The 16,800-nt window shown below is 58.7% G+C and carries 18 protein-coding genes; 5 read left to right on the top strand and 13 right to left on the bottom strand.

The features are described 5' to 3' along the window. Positions 1-38: 38 nt before the first annotated feature. Genes rimK through E3O56_RS15390 form a run of 3 tightly spaced genes read right to left on the bottom strand, consistent with a single transcriptional unit; the run spans position 39 to position 2,215 of the window. On the bottom strand, positions 39-944 hold the full coding sequence (rimK, locus tag E3O56_RS15400; protein ID WP_003187674.1) for a 30S ribosomal protein S6--L-glutamate ligase: 906 nt from the start codon (positions 942-944) through the stop codon (positions 39-41). Beyond that, positions 941-1,405: an ATP-dependent zinc protease gene (locus tag E3O56_RS15395; protein ID WP_169986753.1), complete on the bottom strand. Its 465-nt coding sequence runs from the start codon at positions 1,403-1,405 to the stop codon at positions 941-943. The genes rimK and E3O56_RS15395 overlap by 4 nt, the downstream gene beginning before the upstream one ends. 30 nt (positions 1,406-1,435) lie before the next feature. Next, positions 1,436-2,215 carry an EAL domain-containing protein gene (locus E3O56_RS15390; RefSeq protein ID WP_078820035.1) on the bottom strand — a complete coding sequence of 260 codons (780 nt, stop codon included), beginning with the start codon at positions 2,213-2,215 and terminating at the stop codon, positions 1,436-1,438. Positions 2,216-2,331: 116 nt separating this feature from the next. Here E3O56_RS15390 and E3O56_RS15385 point away from each other — a divergent pair, with 116 nt between their 5' ends. Then, on the top strand, positions 2,332-2,739 hold the full coding sequence (locus E3O56_RS15385) for a S4 domain-containing protein (protein ID WP_005783819.1): 408 nt from the start codon (positions 2,332-2,334) through the stop codon (positions 2,737-2,739). 73 nt (positions 2,740-2,812) lie between these two features. Here E3O56_RS15385 and E3O56_RS15380 read toward each other — a convergent pair whose 3' ends face one another. Beyond that, the gene (locus E3O56_RS15380; protein WP_228309227.1) at positions 2,813-3,616 is read right to left on the bottom strand and encodes a phosphatase PAP2 family protein; all 804 of its coding nucleotides are present in this window, start codon (positions 3,614-3,616) and stop codon (positions 2,813-2,815) included. Between the two features lie 124 nt (positions 3,617-3,740). On the opposite strand from E3O56_RS15380, the gene hslO reads away from it, so the two are divergent. Together hslO and E3O56_RS15370 are read left to right on the top strand one after the other, a co-directional pair. Continuing rightward, positions 3,741-4,643: an Hsp33 family molecular chaperone HslO gene (gene hslO / locus E3O56_RS15375; protein WP_005783822.1), complete on the top strand. Its 903-nt coding sequence runs from the start codon at positions 3,741-3,743 to the stop codon at positions 4,641-4,643. A gap of 179 nt (positions 4,644-4,822) precedes the next feature. Beyond that, positions 4,823-6,364 (top strand): phosphoenolpyruvate carboxykinase, encoded by a 1,542-nt coding sequence (locus E3O56_RS15370; RefSeq protein ID WP_005783824.1) that lies wholly within the window; start codon positions 4,823-4,825, stop codon positions 6,362-6,364. A gap of 57 nt (positions 6,365-6,421) precedes the next feature. Here the strand turns inward: E3O56_RS15370 and E3O56_RS15365 are convergent, their stop codons facing one another. From E3O56_RS15365 to E3O56_RS15340, 6 genes are all read right to left on the bottom strand, one after another. Continuing rightward, complete coding sequence (locus tag E3O56_RS15365) at positions 6,422-7,285, bottom strand: DMT family transporter (RefSeq protein ID WP_248128496.1); 864 nt, start codon at positions 7,283-7,285, stop codon at positions 6,422-6,424. A 160-nt stretch (positions 7,286-7,445) separates the two neighbouring features. Next, on the bottom strand, positions 7,446-7,802 hold the full coding sequence (locus tag E3O56_RS26860; protein ID WP_228309229.1) for a DUF1493 family protein: 357 nt from the start codon (positions 7,800-7,802) through the stop codon (positions 7,446-7,448). Between the two features lie 281 nt (positions 7,803-8,083). Continuing rightward, the gene (locus tag E3O56_RS15355) at positions 8,084-8,560 is read right to left on the bottom strand and encodes a hypothetical protein (protein WP_124398985.1); all 477 of its coding nucleotides are present in this window, start codon (positions 8,558-8,560) and stop codon (positions 8,084-8,086) included. Between the two features lie 276 nt (positions 8,561-8,836). After that, on the bottom strand, positions 8,837-9,112 hold the full coding sequence (locus E3O56_RS15350) for a hypothetical protein (protein ID WP_032878404.1): 276 nt from the start codon (positions 9,110-9,112) through the stop codon (positions 8,837-8,839). Positions 9,113-9,234: 122 nt separating this feature from the next. Beyond that, positions 9,235-9,834 (bottom strand): putative adenosine monophosphate-protein transferase Fic, encoded by a 600-nt coding sequence (locus tag E3O56_RS15345; RefSeq protein ID WP_248128495.1) that lies wholly within the window; start codon positions 9,832-9,834, stop codon positions 9,235-9,237. Continuing rightward, positions 9,834-10,004, bottom strand: a complete 171-nt coding sequence (locus E3O56_RS15340; RefSeq protein ID WP_003187692.1) for a YhfG family protein — start codon at positions 10,002-10,004, stop codon at positions 9,834-9,836. The genes E3O56_RS15345 and E3O56_RS15340 overlap by 1 nt, the downstream gene beginning before the upstream one ends. A gap of 267 nt (positions 10,005-10,271) precedes the next feature. Between E3O56_RS15340 and E3O56_RS15335 the strand changes: the two genes are divergently transcribed. Together E3O56_RS15335 and E3O56_RS15330 are read left to right on the top strand one after the other, a co-directional pair. Then, positions 10,272-12,209, top strand: coding sequence for a RecQ family ATP-dependent DNA helicase (locus E3O56_RS15335; RefSeq protein WP_103733983.1), 1,938 nt, complete (start codon positions 10,272-10,274; stop codon positions 12,207-12,209). Positions 12,210-12,221: 12 nt separating this feature from the next. Continuing rightward, positions 12,222-12,653 (top strand): thioesterase family protein, encoded by a 432-nt coding sequence (locus E3O56_RS15330; protein WP_103733982.1) that lies wholly within the window; start codon positions 12,222-12,224, stop codon positions 12,651-12,653. A 67-nt stretch (positions 12,654-12,720) separates the two neighbouring features. On the opposite strand, the gene E3O56_RS15325 is transcribed toward E3O56_RS15330, so the two are convergent. From E3O56_RS15325 to fdhD, 3 genes are all read right to left on the bottom strand, one after another. Continuing rightward, the gene (locus tag E3O56_RS15325; RefSeq protein WP_005783837.1) at positions 12,721-13,206 is read right to left on the bottom strand and encodes a glycine zipper domain-containing protein; all 486 of its coding nucleotides are present in this window, start codon (positions 13,204-13,206) and stop codon (positions 12,721-12,723) included. A gap of 258 nt (positions 13,207-13,464) precedes the next feature. After that, a complete protein-coding gene (locus E3O56_RS15320) occupies positions 13,465-15,813 on the bottom strand; it encodes an FdhF/YdeP family oxidoreductase (protein ID WP_032878400.1) in 2,349 nt (782 codons plus the stop codon). Next, the gene (fdhD, locus tag E3O56_RS15315; protein ID WP_005783839.1) at positions 15,810-16,649 is read right to left on the bottom strand and encodes a formate dehydrogenase accessory sulfurtransferase FdhD; all 840 of its coding nucleotides are present in this window, start codon (positions 16,647-16,649) and stop codon (positions 15,810-15,812) included. Before fdhD ends, E3O56_RS15320 begins: the two co-directional genes overlap by 4 nt. Between the last annotated feature and the right edge of the window lie 151 nt (positions 16,650-16,800).

The following is a 16,800-nucleotide window of genomic DNA, read 5'->3' as shown; positions in this document are numbered from 1 at the left end:
CTCCCACATTGGTTTCATGTCGGGATTAAAATAGGCTTTTAGCCTTTGCCCTTGGTCCGAGTCATATTCGGCCCACCATTCTTCTCCAAGTGCTGAATGATGATCCCCGCCACGTCCTTGCCGGTGGTGGTCTCGATCCCTTCCAGGCCCGGCGATGAGTTCACTTCCATCACCAGCGGCCCATGATTGGAGCGCAGGATATCCACGCCTGCCACGCTCAAGCCCATCACCTTGGCTGCCCGCAGTGCGGTCATGCGTTCTTCCGGTGTGATCTTGATCAGGCTGGCGCTGCCGCCACGGTGCAGATTGGAGCGGAACTCACCGGGCTTGGCCTGGCGCTTCATCGCCGCGATCACTTTGTCGCCCACCACGAAGCAGCGAATATCCGCGCCGCCGGCTTCCTTGATGTACTCCTGCACCATGATGTTCTGCTTGAGGCCCATGAACGCCTCGATCACCGATTCAGCTGCCGTCGCCGTTTCACACAGCACCACACCGATGCCTTGGGTGCCTTCCAGTACCTTGATCACCAGCGGTGCACCATTGACCATCTCGATCAGGTCAGGGATGTCATCCGGGGAGTGGGCAAAGCCGGTGACCGGCAAGCCGATACCCCGGCGTGACAGCAACTGCAGCGAACGCAGTTTGTCCCGCGAGCGGGCAATGGCCACGGATTCGTTGAGAGGAAACACCCCCATCATTTCAAACTGACGCAACACCGCGCAGCCATAAAACGTCACCGAAGCGCCGATACGCGGGATCACCGCATCAAAGCCTTCCAGGGGTTTGCCCCGGTAGTGGATCTGCGGCTTGTGGCTGGCAATGTTCATGTAGGCACGCAACGTGTCGATCACCACCATTTCATGGCCACGTTCAGTGCCGGCCTCGACCAGGCGGCGGGTGGAATACAGACGCGGGTTTCGCGACAGCACAGCAATCTTCATGCAGCACCTGGGGCAGAAATAGTGGAGACCGGGAACACCGGCTTGTCTTGAACGTACTTGACGCCTGGATTGACGACCAACTGGCCGTCAATCAACGCCTTGGAGCCCAGTAACAGGCGATAACGCATGGCTTTGCGACAGGCGAGGGTGAATTCCACCCGCCATACCCGGTCACCCAGCGCCAGGGTGGTGCTGATCACGTAGCGCACCTGCGCATGGCCGTTGGAGCTCTTGATGGTTTTCATCGTCACCAGGGGCGCTTCGCAGCGACGGTGACGCAGTTGCACCACGCTGCCCAGGTGCGCGGTAAAGCGCACCCACTTTTCACCGTCGCGCTCAAACGGCTCGATATCGGTGGCATGCAGGCTTGAGGTGCTGGCACCGGTGTCGATCTTCGCGCGCAGGCCCGCCACTCCCAGGTCGGGAAGTGCCACCCATTCACGCAGACCCACAACGGTCAAATGGTCAAATGTCTTCAATATGGGTACCGGTCAATTTGCCCAGGCTTGAGGAGAAACCTTGGCCAGGGCATTGAATGCAGGTTTGGCGAACCAAAAACCCTGCATCAGAAATATTCCACAGTCGGAGAGGAAATCCCGCTCGCCAGCACTTTCGATGCCTTCGGCGATGACAGTAACTCCCAACTGCTCACAGATTGTGACAATCCCCCGGACGATCACCTGACGGACACGGTCTTGATCGACATCGCGAATCAACGCCATGTCGAGTTTGATCAGGTCGGGTTGGAAATCGGCCAGCAGGTTCAGCCCCGAATAGCCCGCACCGAAGTCGTCGATGGCGGTCTTGAAGCCGAATTCGCGATATTCACGCAGAATATTCGTCAAATGGCGATAGTTATCTACATGCTCGCTTTCCAGGGTCTCGAAAATCAGCCGGTCCAGCGGGAAATTGTGCGCCCGGGCGGCCTCCAGGGTGCTGCGAATACACAGTTCCGGACGGTATACGGCATTGGGCATGAAATTGATGGAAAGGTGAGTCTGCATGCCCAGCGCTGCGGCACCGGCAATGGCCTTGGTTCGGCAGCGCTGGTCGAAGCGGTAGCGATTGGTTTCGTTGACCTGGGCCAGCACCGAGAGTGCGCCTTCTCCCTGGGTACCGCGTACCAAGGCTTCGTTGGCGAATATCGAGTGGTCACGCAGGTCTACGATAGGCTGGTAGGCGAACGCAAAGTCGAACCCCAGAGGCTCGCTTTGCTGGCAACCCACGCACCGCTGGTTGGGCGAGGTGAGTGAAAGGGGGAAGTCGGTCACAGCGTATCCTCGCGAAAACAGGGTGCTACCTGGCGTATCTTAGGTGAGCCTTGGGGTTTATGCGTCGAAGGGTTTCAACGGTAAGGTTGCGACATTTTTCAGAGCGAGGAATTCAAGTGGGTCAAAAACAGGAAGAGGAAGAAAAGGTCCGACTGGACAAGTGGTTGTGGGCCGCGCGGTTCTACAAAACCCGTGCCCTGGCCAAGGCCGCAATCGAAAGCGGGAAGGTTCATCATCGCGGCGAGCGCTGCAAGCCGGGCAAAGAGCCACGTATCGGCGATGAGTTTCAGATTCGTACAGGGTTTGATGAAAAGACCGTCGTGGTGCAGGCGCTTTCTGTCGTGCGCCGTGGGGCACCCGAAGCGCAGGCGCTGTACACCGAGACCGAAGCGAGTATCGCCAAGCGCGAAAACGCAGCGGCCATGCGCAAGGCGGGAGCGACTGGAATGACCACCGATGGCAAGCCAAGCAAGAAGCAGCGCCGCGATCTATTCAAGTTCCGCGGCAGCGGCAACGACGATTGATTACGAATCTCCTGCCGGCAGCAGATCAAAATGTGGGAGGGAGCAAGCCCCCTCCCACATTTAACCCGCGTATTTAAGGAGCGGTGCGTATGACGCTCAATCGCCCGATCACCGGCAGTTTTCCAAGCAACCCGAACACCGGCGCGGTTACCCGCAACAGGAACCCCGACACCTTCGCCGCAAACGGCGTGTAATACCCCCACCCCAGCGCCAACAGCGCCAGCAATACGCCACCTATGTAATCGTCCTGACCCCAGTGCGCGCCCGCAACCAGGCGCGGCATCATGAACAGCAGCGCCAGGCCCCAGATCACCAGCACCTGGCCGATACGCTTGGCAAATACGGTCATGAACATCCCCCAGATCAACAGCACCGACGCATGGTCGCCCGGGAAGCTCTGGCTGGAACGGTCCTTCAACTCCCAGGTTTTCTCCAGTCCCGGGAAAAAATCACTCATCTGAATCGCGCCGCCGATCACCATGGACGGGCTGCTGTGCTGCCAGCCCATATGCGCCGCGAGTTTGGAGAACAACATGCGAATAAACAGCAACAGCAGCAGAATGCCGAGGAAACCAAAGAACGCCTGGCGCACCTGCACGGCCTTGAACACCCAGTCGCCGCGGATCAGCAGCGTCAGCAAAATAACGCCGACCACTGCATCAAACGGCCGCAGACTGGCCACGGCCCACACATGCAGCCAGGTCGAATTGGTGGCTAGCGGGCCATTGAGCAGATGAAACAGCCACTCGTCGAAAATCACACACAGCATCTGGCCCGTGGGCCACAGCCAAAAACACAGCAGTCCGATAGCGAGTAGATTGCAAAGAGCCCATCGCCGGAGGTTCCAGTTGGCTTGGAACAAACCCGGATTGTTCATAAACTGTCCCTCATCGCTCTATTCAGCTCCTTGAATTCAGGAGAAGTCGCACCAAGATGGTGCTAAAGCGTTTAATTTTATAAACCTTGTAATCATTTTGTCATCACTTCAGATACCCAGACCTATGACTGATCTACCGGATACCGACTTCACCCAACGCTTCATCTTCGATGAGAGCGATGCCCGCGGCGAGATGGTGTCGTTGGAGCTCAGCTATGCCGAAGTCCTTGCCAAGCACGCCTATCCGGAGCCGGTCGCGCAATTGCTCGGCGAGCTGATGGCCGCCGCGGCGCTGCTGGTTGGCACCATGAAGTTCGACGGGTTGCTGATCTTGCAGGCCCGTTCCGAAGGGCCGGTGCCCATGTTGATGATCGAGTGCTCCAGCGAGCGCGAAATCCGTGGCCTGGCCCGTTATGAAGCCGACCAGATCGCCGCGGACGCCACCCTGGCCGACCTGATGCCCAATGGCGTCCTGGCACTCACCGTCGACCCGACCGAAGGCCAACGCTACCAGGGCATTGTCGACCTCGATGGCCAAACCCTGTCGGAGTGCTTCACCAACTACTTCGTAATGTCCCAGCAGGTGGGCACCAAGTTCTGGCTTAACGCCGACGGCAAACGTGCCCGTGGTTTGCTGGTGCAACAATTGCCGGCCGACCGCATCAAGGATGAGGATGATCGTGCCGAAAGCTGGCGGCATATCATCGCCTTGGCTGATACGTTGAAGGCCGAAGAACTGCTGGGCCTGGACAACGAAACCATCCTGCACCGCCTTTACCATGAAGAGGCTGTGCGGTTGTTTGACTCGCAAGCCTTGCACTTTCATTGCAGCTGTTCGCGCGAGCGTTCAGGCAACGCCTTGGTCAGCCTGGGCCTGGAAGATGCGCAAAATCTGGTGGTGGAACACGGCGGCCATATCGAGATTGATTGCCAGTTCTGCAACCAGCGCTACCTGTTCGATGCCGCTGATGTAGCCCAATTGTTCGCCGGAGCGGGCATCGACACCCCTTCCGACACCCGCCACTAAAACGTTTAAGCACAGGTAAATCACCTGACAAACGCCGGATTAGAGGTGTTCTGACGGGAGGGCCCTACTCTTTTTGGGCTTTTCTGGCATAATCCGGCCCACTTTTTTCGCGGTAGTAGTGCGCAACTTTCTACTACAAAACGTTTGGAGCACTCGGCCATAGGCCGACGGGGAACCTCATGACGCAAGCCAATAACGCCGTATACACCGATCTGAGTGTTGACGATCTGGTCAAAGAAGCCCTGCAGCGCGGTGAAGGCGTGCTTGCCGATACTGGTGCGCTGGTTGTCGAAACCGGTCACCGCACCGGTCGTTCGCCGGTCGACCGTTTTATCGTTGAAGAGCCTTCCACCCAGGACGCCATTGCCTGGGGCCCGATCAACCGCAAGTTCCCGGCCGACAAGTTCGATGCCCTGTGGGCTCGCGTCGAGGCGTTCAACAACGCGCAAGAGCATTTCGTTTCCCATGTTCACGTAGGGGCCGCAGAAGACCACTACCTGGCCGTGAAAATGACCACCCAGACTGCCTGGCAGAACCTGTTCGGTCGTTGCCTGTTCATCAACCCGGCCCAGTACAACCCGGCCGGTCGTGAAGAGTGGCAAGTGCTCAACGTGGCCAACTTCGAGTGTGTGCCAGAGCGCGACGGCACCAACTCCGACGGTTGCGTGATCCTCAACTTCGCACAGAAAAAAGTGCTGATCGCCGGTATGCGTTACGCCGGTGAAATGAAAAAAGCCATGTTCTCGGTGCAGAACTTCCTGCTGCCGGCCGCCGACGTACTGCCGATGCACTGCGCCGCCAACATTGGCGAAGCAGGCGACGTGACCCTGTTCTTCGGCCTGTCCGGCACCGGCAAGACCACCCTGTCGGCCGACGAAAGCCGTTACCTGATCGGTGACGACGAACACGGCTGGGGCGAAGGCGTAGTGTTCAACATCGAAGGCGGTTGCTATGCCAAGTGCATCGACCTGTCGGAGAAGAACGAGCCGGTTATCTGGAAAGCCATCAAGCACGGCGCCGTGCTGGAAAACGTCGTGATCGACGAGGCCAAGCACGCCGACTACGCTGATGTCAGCCTGACCCAGAACAGCCGTGCCGCCTACCCGCTGGAGCACGTTGCCAAGCGTTCCGAGAAGAACCTGGGCGGCGAGCCAAACGCAGTGATCTTCCTGACCTGCGACCTGACCGGCGTACTGCCGCCAGTGTCGATCCTCAGCGAAGAACAAGCGGCCTACCACTTCCTGTCCGGCTACACCGCGTTGGTGGGCTCGACTGAAATGGGTTCCGGCAGCGGTATCAAGTCGACCTTCTCCACCTGCTTCGGCGCGCCGTTCTTCCCGCGTCCGGCCGGCGAATACGCTGAGCTTTTGATCAAGCGTATCCGTGGTTTCGGCTCCAAGGTCTACCTGGTCAACACCGGCTGGACCGGCGGCGGCTACGGCGTTGGCAAGCGCTTCAACATCCCGACTACTCGCGGCGTGATCGCCGCGATCCAGAGCGGCGCGTTGATCGGTGCGCAAACTGAACACCTGGACACCATCAACCTCGACGTGCCATTGGCCGTACCGGGCGTTGAAACCGGCCTGTTGAACCCACGTAACACCTGGGCTGACAAAGCTGCCTACGACGAAGCCGCGAAGGCGCTGGCTGGTCTGTTTATCGAGAACTTCAAGAAGTTTGAAGTGAGCGATGCGATCAAGGCTGCGGGTCCTAAGTTGTAAGACTCAGCTGTTGTGAAAAAGCCGCCTTTTGCAGGCGGCTTTTTTGTGCGCGCAGGGTTAGTGGGCGATGTGCAGCAGCACCGCGCCGACCAGCACCAGCACAACCCCGAGCACCTGTACTGCCGACAAGCGCTCCTTGAAAAACACAAACCCCAGGATCGCCGCAATCCCTCCAGAGAGCGTACTGATCACCGTTACCACCGAAACCGAGCCGGCCATCGCGCCCCACGAAAACGCCGAGAACCCGCCGAGGTTCATCAGGCTCGCACCGGTCAACGTCGCGCAATTTTTCAGCGGTGGGATCTTCAGACCGTCCTTGATCTTCAGCACCATCACCACCAGCACGCACAGGCCCACCAGGTACCCCAACCACAACATGGTGATCGGCCCCAGTGCCGGTAGTGTGTAGCGACCTTGCAGCCAGAAACTGGTGCCGTACAGCGTTGCTGCGAGCATGGCGTAGGCGATGGACAGGCGCGGGTTGTTGTGGGGCGTGCCGTTGTCCTTGTGGATGCTGGACAGGACCACGCCGATCACGCACAGGGCGATGCAGCCCAGTTGTATCAGGCTGATGTGCTCACCGCTGGCCCAGGACAGCAGGGTGGTCACCACGCCATAGGACGTGACCAATGGCGCGACGATGGCGGCTTTGCCCAGGGCGAAAGCCTTGGACAGCGCGAGGGCTCCAGAGACGGTCAGCAGGGCCGCTGCGATGCCCAGGAGCCAGACGCTCAACGGCGCATCGAGGGATTTGAACAGGAAGGCCGGGAAAATGACCAGCAGCAGAGTCATGATCAGAAAGCCAAGGGCTTGGCCAAAATACACCGCGCGTTTAACGCCAACGGCGCGGGCATTGAGGCCCACGAGAAAGTCCGTGCCACCCCAGAGCAGGGCGGCCAGCAGGCCCATTAGTACGTCCATGTAAGGTCCTTGTTATGCATACCGCTCGCCAGATTAACGCAGAACCAATGTGGGAGGGGGCTTGCTCCCGATGGCGGTGAATCAGTCAGCTTATCTATAGCTGACCCACCGCAATCGGGGGCAAGCCCCCTCCCACATTTGGATCTCAGTGCTCTTGGGATCAGCTCAGGTTTTCCAAGGTCTGCGTGTCCCACCTTTGGGTCTTGATCGCCAGGTAGAGCATACCGATGGTCAGCGGTATTTTGTCGCCACGGCCTTTGGCGCGCCGCTTCAAGAATACGTCGAACATCGGCGGCTGAAAGTAACGATAAGCGTCGTAGTCGCTTAGGTCGACCCCAAAATCCTGTTCCAGCGCCTCCATGAATTGCTTGGCCTCAACGCCATCGCAAGCAAGGTCGAAGTTGAGCGAGGTTTGCAGGCTAATGGTCTTGTGTTTCGGCAAGCCGATTTCTTCATGCAGCAATTGCAGGAGCTGCTGCATGACGGGGTCTTCGGGGAAGTGGGGGGCCAGGTTCATGGTGGGGGTGCGTAGGAGTGGGTGAGGGGGCCTTTTACGGTGCAGGCGGTATTTGTTTCGCGTGATGAAGAGAGCCAAGCCTATCAAGAACAAGGCCAGGGGAAGAAGTTGAATGTTCAGGACAATGGCGATGTAGGGTAGCCAGAACAACAGAAGCAGTCCCGTTACGATGAAGGTAACGGCGAAGCGCGTTCTTAACGTGCAGTCAGTGATTTTGTAATACAGCAGCAGATGGAGAGCGAATAATAGCGCTGTTTGTAGGTAAAGCCATTGACTAAAGTTCATCTGGAGTACACATGCATTGAGACGCTTGAGCGCTGCGGGCCTATGCCACCGCTGACCTGAGCATCCAGGCCAATGACGATGTCTGCGCTGTGGAAGTTGCGGATCCTGTGAGAAATCAAATCGCTGATAGCGTTCTCGATTATCGATTCTGCTTTGCTGGATATGATCCCGACAGGGGCTGCAACTGCGCCAGAAATGATTTCTTTTATGAGGTTGTTCCGATTGTTCAAGCTATCTGCCTGCTTCCTGGTCAGTGGCTTTGAGACGGCCACTGTCATGACGCAGGGTAGATCTCGGGCGAGCATCTTTTCGTACAACTTCTGAAGCCGCAAGCGGACCTCTATCGCTGAAGCTTTTGCTTCCAGCAAGCAAAGTGTGGCTAGCTCTTGTCGATTGTTTGGCATCACGGTGAGTCGAATTACCGTGAAAGTGATGCCATAGTGACCGACATATTGAGTCCTTTCGATGTTCACAAATTTATGCCGACAGAGCTTGGAGAGGGCTCTAGTTTCGCTCAGGCGAAAGGCATTTCCGTAGAGGGCGAGCGATTGTTTGAAGCAGTTTGGGAAGCGGACGTCGCGCCATTTGGTGGTTTCTTACAGTGGTTTCCTGGGTTTACGGCTTGATACCGATTTGGCAGGCTGAACTGGCAAAAAGTGGGAGCCGGGCTTGCCCGCGATGGCGGTGCGTCAGGTTTAAAAAATATAGCCCGATACGCCGCCATCGCAGGCAAGCCAGCTCCCACACGTTTAGCTGTGTAGCGGATCGCTTTGTGTTGGTTGGTCGGCCGCTGGTCGCATTTGCACGTGTTGAGTAGCTTCGAGCAAATCACAGCCGTCCTGAACGAGCAGGTACAGCGCATTGATGATGTGAGAAATGTCTTTGAGGTCGGCGTGTTCGAAGGTCAGGCAAGAGAAGGTTTCCACTAAATCGCTGGCGGCGCGGATACGCTGGTGGGCGGCGGATTGGATGTCATCACAGTGTTCCAATACAGATTCAAAGAAATACGCCAGAGGAGCTGGCACGTTTGTCTCTGCTGTTTTTCGGGTGACCAAGCCCGGTCGCTGAATTGGCAGCGACGAACTGAACCTTAGAAGTGAGGTTGTTCTCGAGCAATAAACATATGGTTTAGTCGTTCGCGGTTCGATCAGGCTCTGGGAGGCTTACTGATACACCGCCCAAAAATCGCCTCCAATCCCCGATAATCACACGCCACCGCATCAATATTCGCGGGTATCCATGCCGCGTGTTTCACCAGCCACCAATTCACCGAAAATCCCGCATTCACGATGATCTGTTCAAAGAGGATCCGCTGAGCCCGTCCATTACCTTCACGGAAGGGATGGATGACATTCAGATCGCCATAAGCTTCAGCGATGTGGTGAACGAGATCGGCCTGGGACGCGCCGGTATACCAATTGGCTTCCTGCATATGCCGAATGATCTTCGCCGCTTCCGGCGGGATGCGCTCCGGGGTGCAGAACAGCGTCTCACCTTTCTGGATGTTGACGCTGCGCAGTTCACCGGCCCAATCGTAGATGTCACCGAACAGGACGCGGTGGATGTGTTGCAGACGATCAAGGTCGTAGGGCGGCGGAAAAAGCGGAAGGTTGCCTACTGCAATCTCGGATAACTCCCGCTCTGCCTCGTGCAGGCGGTGTTCATCGAGCAAATCGAGGCGGTTGCGCAGGACGCTGCTACCGGGGTAGCAGTACGGGTCCTGGCCCACCCCGTATTTGTCGAGCATCAGCGTGAGGTATTGCGGTATTTGGCCAGGACGGCTTCGCGGGTCGGCAGGGGCTTGTCGACATCGGTCGGTTGGGTATCGAACCCTTCCAGGCGCAGGCTGGCCAGGTAATTGGAACGGCGGATCTTGTGATAGTGATCCTGCTTTTGCTCAAACGTCAGTTCGCTCATTGCAGCGTACTCCTGGGTAGCAAGGCTGTGATTGTAGCGCAATGCTTCAGGGGGAAGGCAGTATAAAAACCAAGTCGTAACCTGTATCAAAATCCCGCCGAAGATCTTAATTCAATGTGAGTTTTCGCAATATTCCCCGTCGGCCCTGGGCCATCCCCTGCCTGTGTATCATCCTGTCTCTTATTTCCTTGCGACCTTTCTCGATTCGCCGAACTTACTGGGCTACGTTTTTAAGCCACGTTCAGCGGTCAATGGAGTGACAGCCTTATGCACGACACCCTCCAGCAGGTCTTTGGTTATCCACAGTTTCGCCTGGGCCAGGAAGAGACGGTCAGCGCCGTCCTGGCCGGGCGTTCGGCAGCAGCAATTTTCCCTACGGGGTCGGGTAAATCTTTGTGCTACCAGCTGTCGGCGGTGTTGCTGCCGCACCTGACGCTGGTGGTGTCGCCTTTACTGGCGTTGATGCAGGATCAATTGGGGTTTCTGCAGCGCCATGGCATTTCGGCAGGCAGTATCGATTCGGCCCAGAGCCGTGATGAGGCCAACGATGTGATGGCCCGTGCGCGTTCGGGCGAGTTGAAAATCCTGATGATTTCGGTGGAGCGTTTGAAGAACGAGCGCTTTCGTAACTTCCTGCACAGCGTGCAGATCTCACTGCTGGTGGTGGATGAAGCGCACTGTATCTCCGAATGGGGCCATAACTTCCGCCCGGATTACTTGAAGCTGCCGGACTACCAGCGTCAGTTCAATATCCCGCAAGCGTTGCTGCTGACAGCTACGGCCACGCCCAAGGTGATTGCCGACATGCAGGCCAAGTTCGCGATTGCTCCGGGTGACGTGGTCACCACAGGCTTCTACCGGCCCAACCTCAACCTGCTGGTGGAGCCGGTCAGCGGCCAGGACAAACGTCGCCGGCTGGTGGAGTGGATGAGAGAGCGGCCCAACCAGCCGAGCATTGTCTACGTCACCTTGCAGAAAACCGCCGAGCAGATTGCCGAGCATCTGAACCGCCACGGCATTCAGGCCGAGGCTTACCACGCGGGGCTGCCCCACGATAAACGCGAAGGCATCCAGCAGCGTTTCATGGGTGGGCGCTCCAATTGCATTGTCGCGACGATCGCGTTCGGCATGGGCATCGATAAAAGCGATATCCGCAATGTGGTGCACTTCGACCTGCCAAAGTCCATCGAGAACTACAGCCAGGAAATCGGCCGTGCAGGGCGTGACGGGCAACCATCGGATTGCCTGGTGTTGGCCAATCGCGACAGCCTCAATGTGCTGGAAAATTTCGTCTACGGCGACACGCCGGAGCAAGAGGGCATTGGCCGTGTCCTCGAGGAGTTGCAGGCCGCACGCAGTGAAGGGCAGTGGGAGTTCCTGCTCAGGTCGTTGTCCGATCACAGCAATATTCGCGAGCTGCCACTCAAGACGCTGCTGGTGCAGTTGGAACTCAAGGGTGTGATCGCGCCGCGCTACGCGTTTTATGCCGAATACCGTTTCAAGTACCTGGTCGAGCCCGACGCTTTGCTCGCACGTTTTTCCGGCGAGCGGCAGCAGTTCGTCGCGGCGATCATCCAGGTGTGCAAGCGTGCGAAAACCTGGGCAACGGTGGATTTCGACGCGCTGTATCAACAGCACAATGCCGAGCGCAGCCGGGTGGTCAAGGCGCTGGATTACTTCCAGGAGCAGGGCCTGATCGAGCTGGAAAGCAAACAGATGACCGAGGTCTACAGTTTGCTCGACACCGATTTCGATCCGGTGGTGTTGAGCGCCGAGTTATACACAGGCTTCAAGCAGCATGAAGTAACGGAGGTGGCGCGGATTCACGCCATGCTCGACCTGTTCGCCACCGAGCACTGCCTGGGGCAGCGCCTGGCGCAGTACTTTGGTGATGAAAACGCTCCCCAGCGTTGTGGACATTGTTCGGTGTGCCACGGCCATGTCGCGTATCTGCCGCCTTCGCCAAGCCTGCCGCCGCTTGTGGATAAAAGCTTCATGGGGCTGTGCGGCGATTTTATCCACAGGCATCATGAGCACACTGGCGAGCTACCCAGTGCCGAGCGGCTGACGCGGTTTCTTGGCGGTATCAGCGTGCCGTTGTTTACCAAGTTGAAGGCGCGGGGCATTCCCGGTTTCGCCGCGCTGGAGGACTACCCCTACGCCGAAGTGCGCGAATGGGCCCGCGCTCAATTAGACCTACTCTGAAGAGACTTGCCGATGCCTGACTCAACGCCCCTGCGCGCCGATTACCGCTACTTCCAGCCGATCACCACGCGTTGGCACGACAACGATGCCTACGGCCATGTGAACAACGTCACCTACTACAGCTTCTTCGATACGGCGGTGAATACCTACCTGATTGAACAGGGCGGGCTGGATATTCATGACGGTGAAGTGGTGGGGTTTGTGGTGAGTTCGGCCTGTGACTATTTTGCCTCGGTGGCCTTTCCCGAGCGCATTGAAATCGGCCTGCGAGTGGGCAAGTTGGGCAACAGTTCGGTGCAGTATGAGCTGGCGGTGTTCAAGGCAGGCGAAGAAGAAGCCTGTGCGGCGGGGCGCTTTGTGCATGTGTTTGTGGATCGGGCCTCGAACCAGCCTGTGCCGATACCGGGGATGTTGCGCGAGGCGTTGCAGCGACTGGTGGTCTGACCTTGCGGCACCCCATGTGGGAGGGGGCTTGCTCCTCCCACATTAGTACTGAGGTGCTCTTCAGAGCTTACCGATGACGGTAGTGGTGCTTGTTCTTGCGATGCCCATAGGCATGACCACGGCCTGGATGGCCATCGCGGTAGTAGCGACGGTCGTCACGGTCGCGGTCGCGATAACGGCGGTCGTCGCGGTCACTTTCGTTACCCATGTAGTTGCCCAGTGCACCGCCCGCGCCACCGCCGGCCGCCGAGCCGATCAGTGCGCCGGTACTGCCGCCGACACTGCGGCCCACGACGTTGCCGCCAGCTGCGCCCAGTGCGCCGCCAATGGCGGCTTCGCCACGGCTGCGCTTGTCGGCGCCGACCGCACTACCACCCGCGCCGCCCAGGGCCGCGCCGATGGTCGAACCGGTATTGCCGCCCAGCTGCTGGCCGACAACAGAACCTAGAACCCCGCCCAATGCGCCGCCTACACCGGCTTCGGTGGTGCCACCGGCCATGGCTGCGCCACTGACCAGGCCAAGGGACAACAAGAGAATCGAGGAGAACTTCATTCAGGGAAACCTCAAGGGGATGACGGCGCGATCCTGAGGTTGTATCGGGTCGCTGACAATCGAAATCCGACCGGCGGCAGAGGTTGTATACAATTTGCTAAGTTGCTGTTTTGTATGGGGAACTTAAATTGTTTTTACAGGTCTTTAGTTACTTCGGAACGGCCGCTTTTATGCAAAAGCGGCCTTTTTTGTGCCCGTAGAATATGTAGAGATTGTGCGGGCCTCGAAAGCGGTCATTCAAACAACAAAGATCCCGGGTCAGGCCGAGCGCGCCATGATCAACCCAGTATCACTCGCCGCCTCCAGACGAATTGCGACGAACTTCGACGTCGGCGTATGGCTGCCGTCGCCGGTGCTTTCCAACGGCACCAGTGGGTTCACTTCCGGGTAGTACGCTGCCGCCTGTCCGGCCGGAATATCAAACGCCAGCAAGGTAAAGCCCTTCACCCGGCGCTCACGGCCGTCCTCCCACAGCGACACAATGTCGGCCTTCTGCCCTGGCTTGAAGCCCAGGCGGATGATGTCGGCTTCGTTGACGAACAGCACGTCACGCTGGCCCTTGACGCCACGGTAACGGTCGTCCAGGCCGTAAATAGTGGTGTTGTACTGATCGTGGGAGCGCATCGACTGCATGATCAGGTCTGGTACCCGGCCCGTGGCGTGGGTGCGTTCGTGGATCAGGTCTTTGGGCAGGATGTTAGGGCGGAAATTGGCGCGGCCCGACGGCGTGTTCCAGCGACGTGCACCGGCCGAGTTGCCAAGGTAAAAACCACCTGGGTGCTTGATGCGTTCGTTGAAATCCTTGAAGCCCGGGATGGTGTCGGCGATCAGGTCGCGGATGCGCCCGTAGTCGGCTACCAGCCAGTTCCAGTCCACCGGTGTGCTGCCCAGGGTGGCGGCGGCAATTCCGGCGAGGATCGCGGGCTCGGATTTCATCAGCGCCGACAGCGGTTGCAGTTGGCCATTGGAGCCATGGACCATGCTGAACGAATCTTCCACCGTCACCGCTTGCGGGCCGTCGGCCTGGATGTCGATATCAGTACGGCCCAGGCACGGCAGGATCAGTGCGTCTTTACCGTGCATCAGGTGGCTGCGGTTGAGCTTGGTGCTGATTTGCACGGTCAGGTCGCAATTGCGCAGGGCTTCGAAGGTACGCGGGCTGTCAGGCGTGGCTTGGGCGAAGTTGCCGCCCAGGCCGATAAACACCTTGGAGCGGCCTTCGAGCATGGCGTGAATCGCTTCCACCACGTTGTGACCATTGTCTCGCGGCACCTGAAACTGGAAACGACGCTCCAGCGCGTCAAGGAACGCCACCGGTGGGCGCTCGTTGATGCCCATGGTTCGATCGCCCTGCACGTTGCTGTGACCGCGCACGGGGCACAGGCCGGCACCAGGGCGGCCGATATTGCCACGCAGTAGCATCAGGTTGGCGATTTCCTGGATGGTCGGCACCGAGTGACGGTGCTGGGTAATCCCCATTGCCCAGCACATGATCACGTTCTTGCCTTTGGCGTACATGCGCGCCGCTTGCTCGATCTCGACCAGGGTCAGGCCGGATTGCTCGACGATTTCTTCCCATGAGGTGTCGTCGATCTGGCCCAGATACTCCAGTACGTTGGCGGTGTGCTCATTGAGAAAGTCATGGTCGAATACCGCTTCCTTGCCTTCGGCCAGTGCTTGGCGTTCCCACAGCAGCAGGAACTTGGCCATGCCGCGCAGGATCGCCATGTCGCCGCCCAGGGCCGGGCGGAAGTAGGCAGTGTTGGTCGGCTTGTCGCCGTTAGTGAGCATTTCCAGCGGGTGTTGCGGGTGCTGGAAGCGCTCCAGGCCGCGCTCTTTCAGGGGGTTGATGCACACCACCTGGGCGCCGCGCTTCACCGCTTCGCGCAACGGTTCAAGCATGCGCGGGTGGTTGGTGCCGGGGTTCTGGCCCCAGACGAAAATAGCGTCGGCATGTTCGAAGTCGTCAAAGGTCACGGTGCCTTTGCCCACGCCCACACTCTGCGCCAGGGCTACGCCGCTGGCTTCGTGGCACATGTTCGAGCAGTCCGGGAAATTGTTGGTGCCGTAGGCGCGCACAAACAGCTGATACAGGTAGGCGGCTTCGTTGCTGGCGCGACCCGAGGTGTAGAACTCTGCCATGTTCGGGCTGGGCAAGGCGTTGAGGTGCTTGCCGACCAGGTCAAATGCCGCATCCCAGCTGATGGGGGTGTAGCGGTCGGTTTGTGCGTCATAGCGCATCGGCTCGGTCAGGCGGCCCTGGTATTCCAGCCAATAGTCGCTTTGCTCCAGCAATGCCGTGACGCTGTGCTTGGCGAAGAAGGCTGCATCGACGCGGCGCTTGGTGGCTTCCCAGTTGACCGCCTTGGCGCCGTTTTCGCAGAACTTGACCATGCCGCTTTCCGGCGAGTCGCCCCAGGCGCAGCCCGGGCAGTCGAAGCCGCCGTTCTGGTTGGTCTTGAGCATCATGCGCAGGTTTTTAAGCGCGTTATCGCTGGTCAGCCAGGCTTGTGCCACGCTGATCAGGGCGCCCCAGCCGCCGGCCGGGCCTTTATAAGGCTTGTAGCGCGGAGTTGGGGTTTGGTCGGCTTGGTGGTGAAGGCTCATGGCTGGTGCTCCATCGCTGGGCTGTAGACCCGTGGCGCGCTTTTCTGCGGCAGGTGGATGAGATTGAGGTTATGCCGGCGCGCCCATTGCAAGGCCAGGCCGGTGGGCGACGACAGGCTGACCAGGGTTTGGATGCCTGCACGCAAGACTTTCTGGATCAATTCAAGGCTGCAGCGGCTGGTAACAATCGCCAGGCCGCCGTCGGTCGGAATCTTTTGGCGGATCAACGCGCCGATCAATTTATCCAAGGCGTTATGCCGGCCGATGTCTTCACGGCCCAACAGCAATTCGCCTTGATCGTTCATAAACACCGCTGCGTGCACTGCACCGCTGTACTGGCCCAACGGTTGGAACGCACTGATGCGCTGGCGCAGGCCGTCGAGCCATTGCGCTGGCGGCAAGGGCGCGCCGGGCAGCACTTGAAGGTCGGGCAGGGCCTGCTCAACCGCTTCTACACCGCACAGGCCGCAGCCGCTGGTGCCCGCCAATTGGCGGCGCTGCTGCTTGAGGTTCCAGAAGGCCCTGCTGGAAATCTGTACCTGAGCATACTGAGCGGAGCCCGCGCCGCTGATTTTGAGATCATAAATGTCGCTAACGTCGGCAATAATCCCGCTGCCGAGACTGAAGCCGACGATAAAATCCTCAAGATCAGTCGGTGTGACCAACATGACTGCCTGGCTGATGTCGTTATAGGCAATGGCCAACGCCACCTCTTCGGCCAACGCAGTGCTGCCGACTTCAGTGTGTTCAAGATTGCAGTATTGGTAGCTCTGGCTGGCGGCGGGCGCGGGCGTTTCAAGGGCGGGCGCCGCGCAGGTTGGGCGCTTGGCGTTCATGGGGCAGTACCACCGACGGATTGATCAGTGTTCAGACTAGGCGCGACAAAGGGTCGCGTCTAATTGCCAGTATTGATGTATTGATAGATGGCGTCGATCAAGGTTCCCGCCCATTTCGCCGGGGGCTTATTCCAGGGACGGCGGATCTGGA

The organism is Pseudomonas sp. W2Aug9, from assembly GCF_023127755.1.
Lineage (GTDB): Bacteria > Pseudomonadota > Gammaproteobacteria > Pseudomonadales > Pseudomonadaceae > Aquipseudomonas > Aquipseudomonas synxantha_A.
This window is presented reverse-complemented; position numbering and strand designations above follow the sequence as displayed.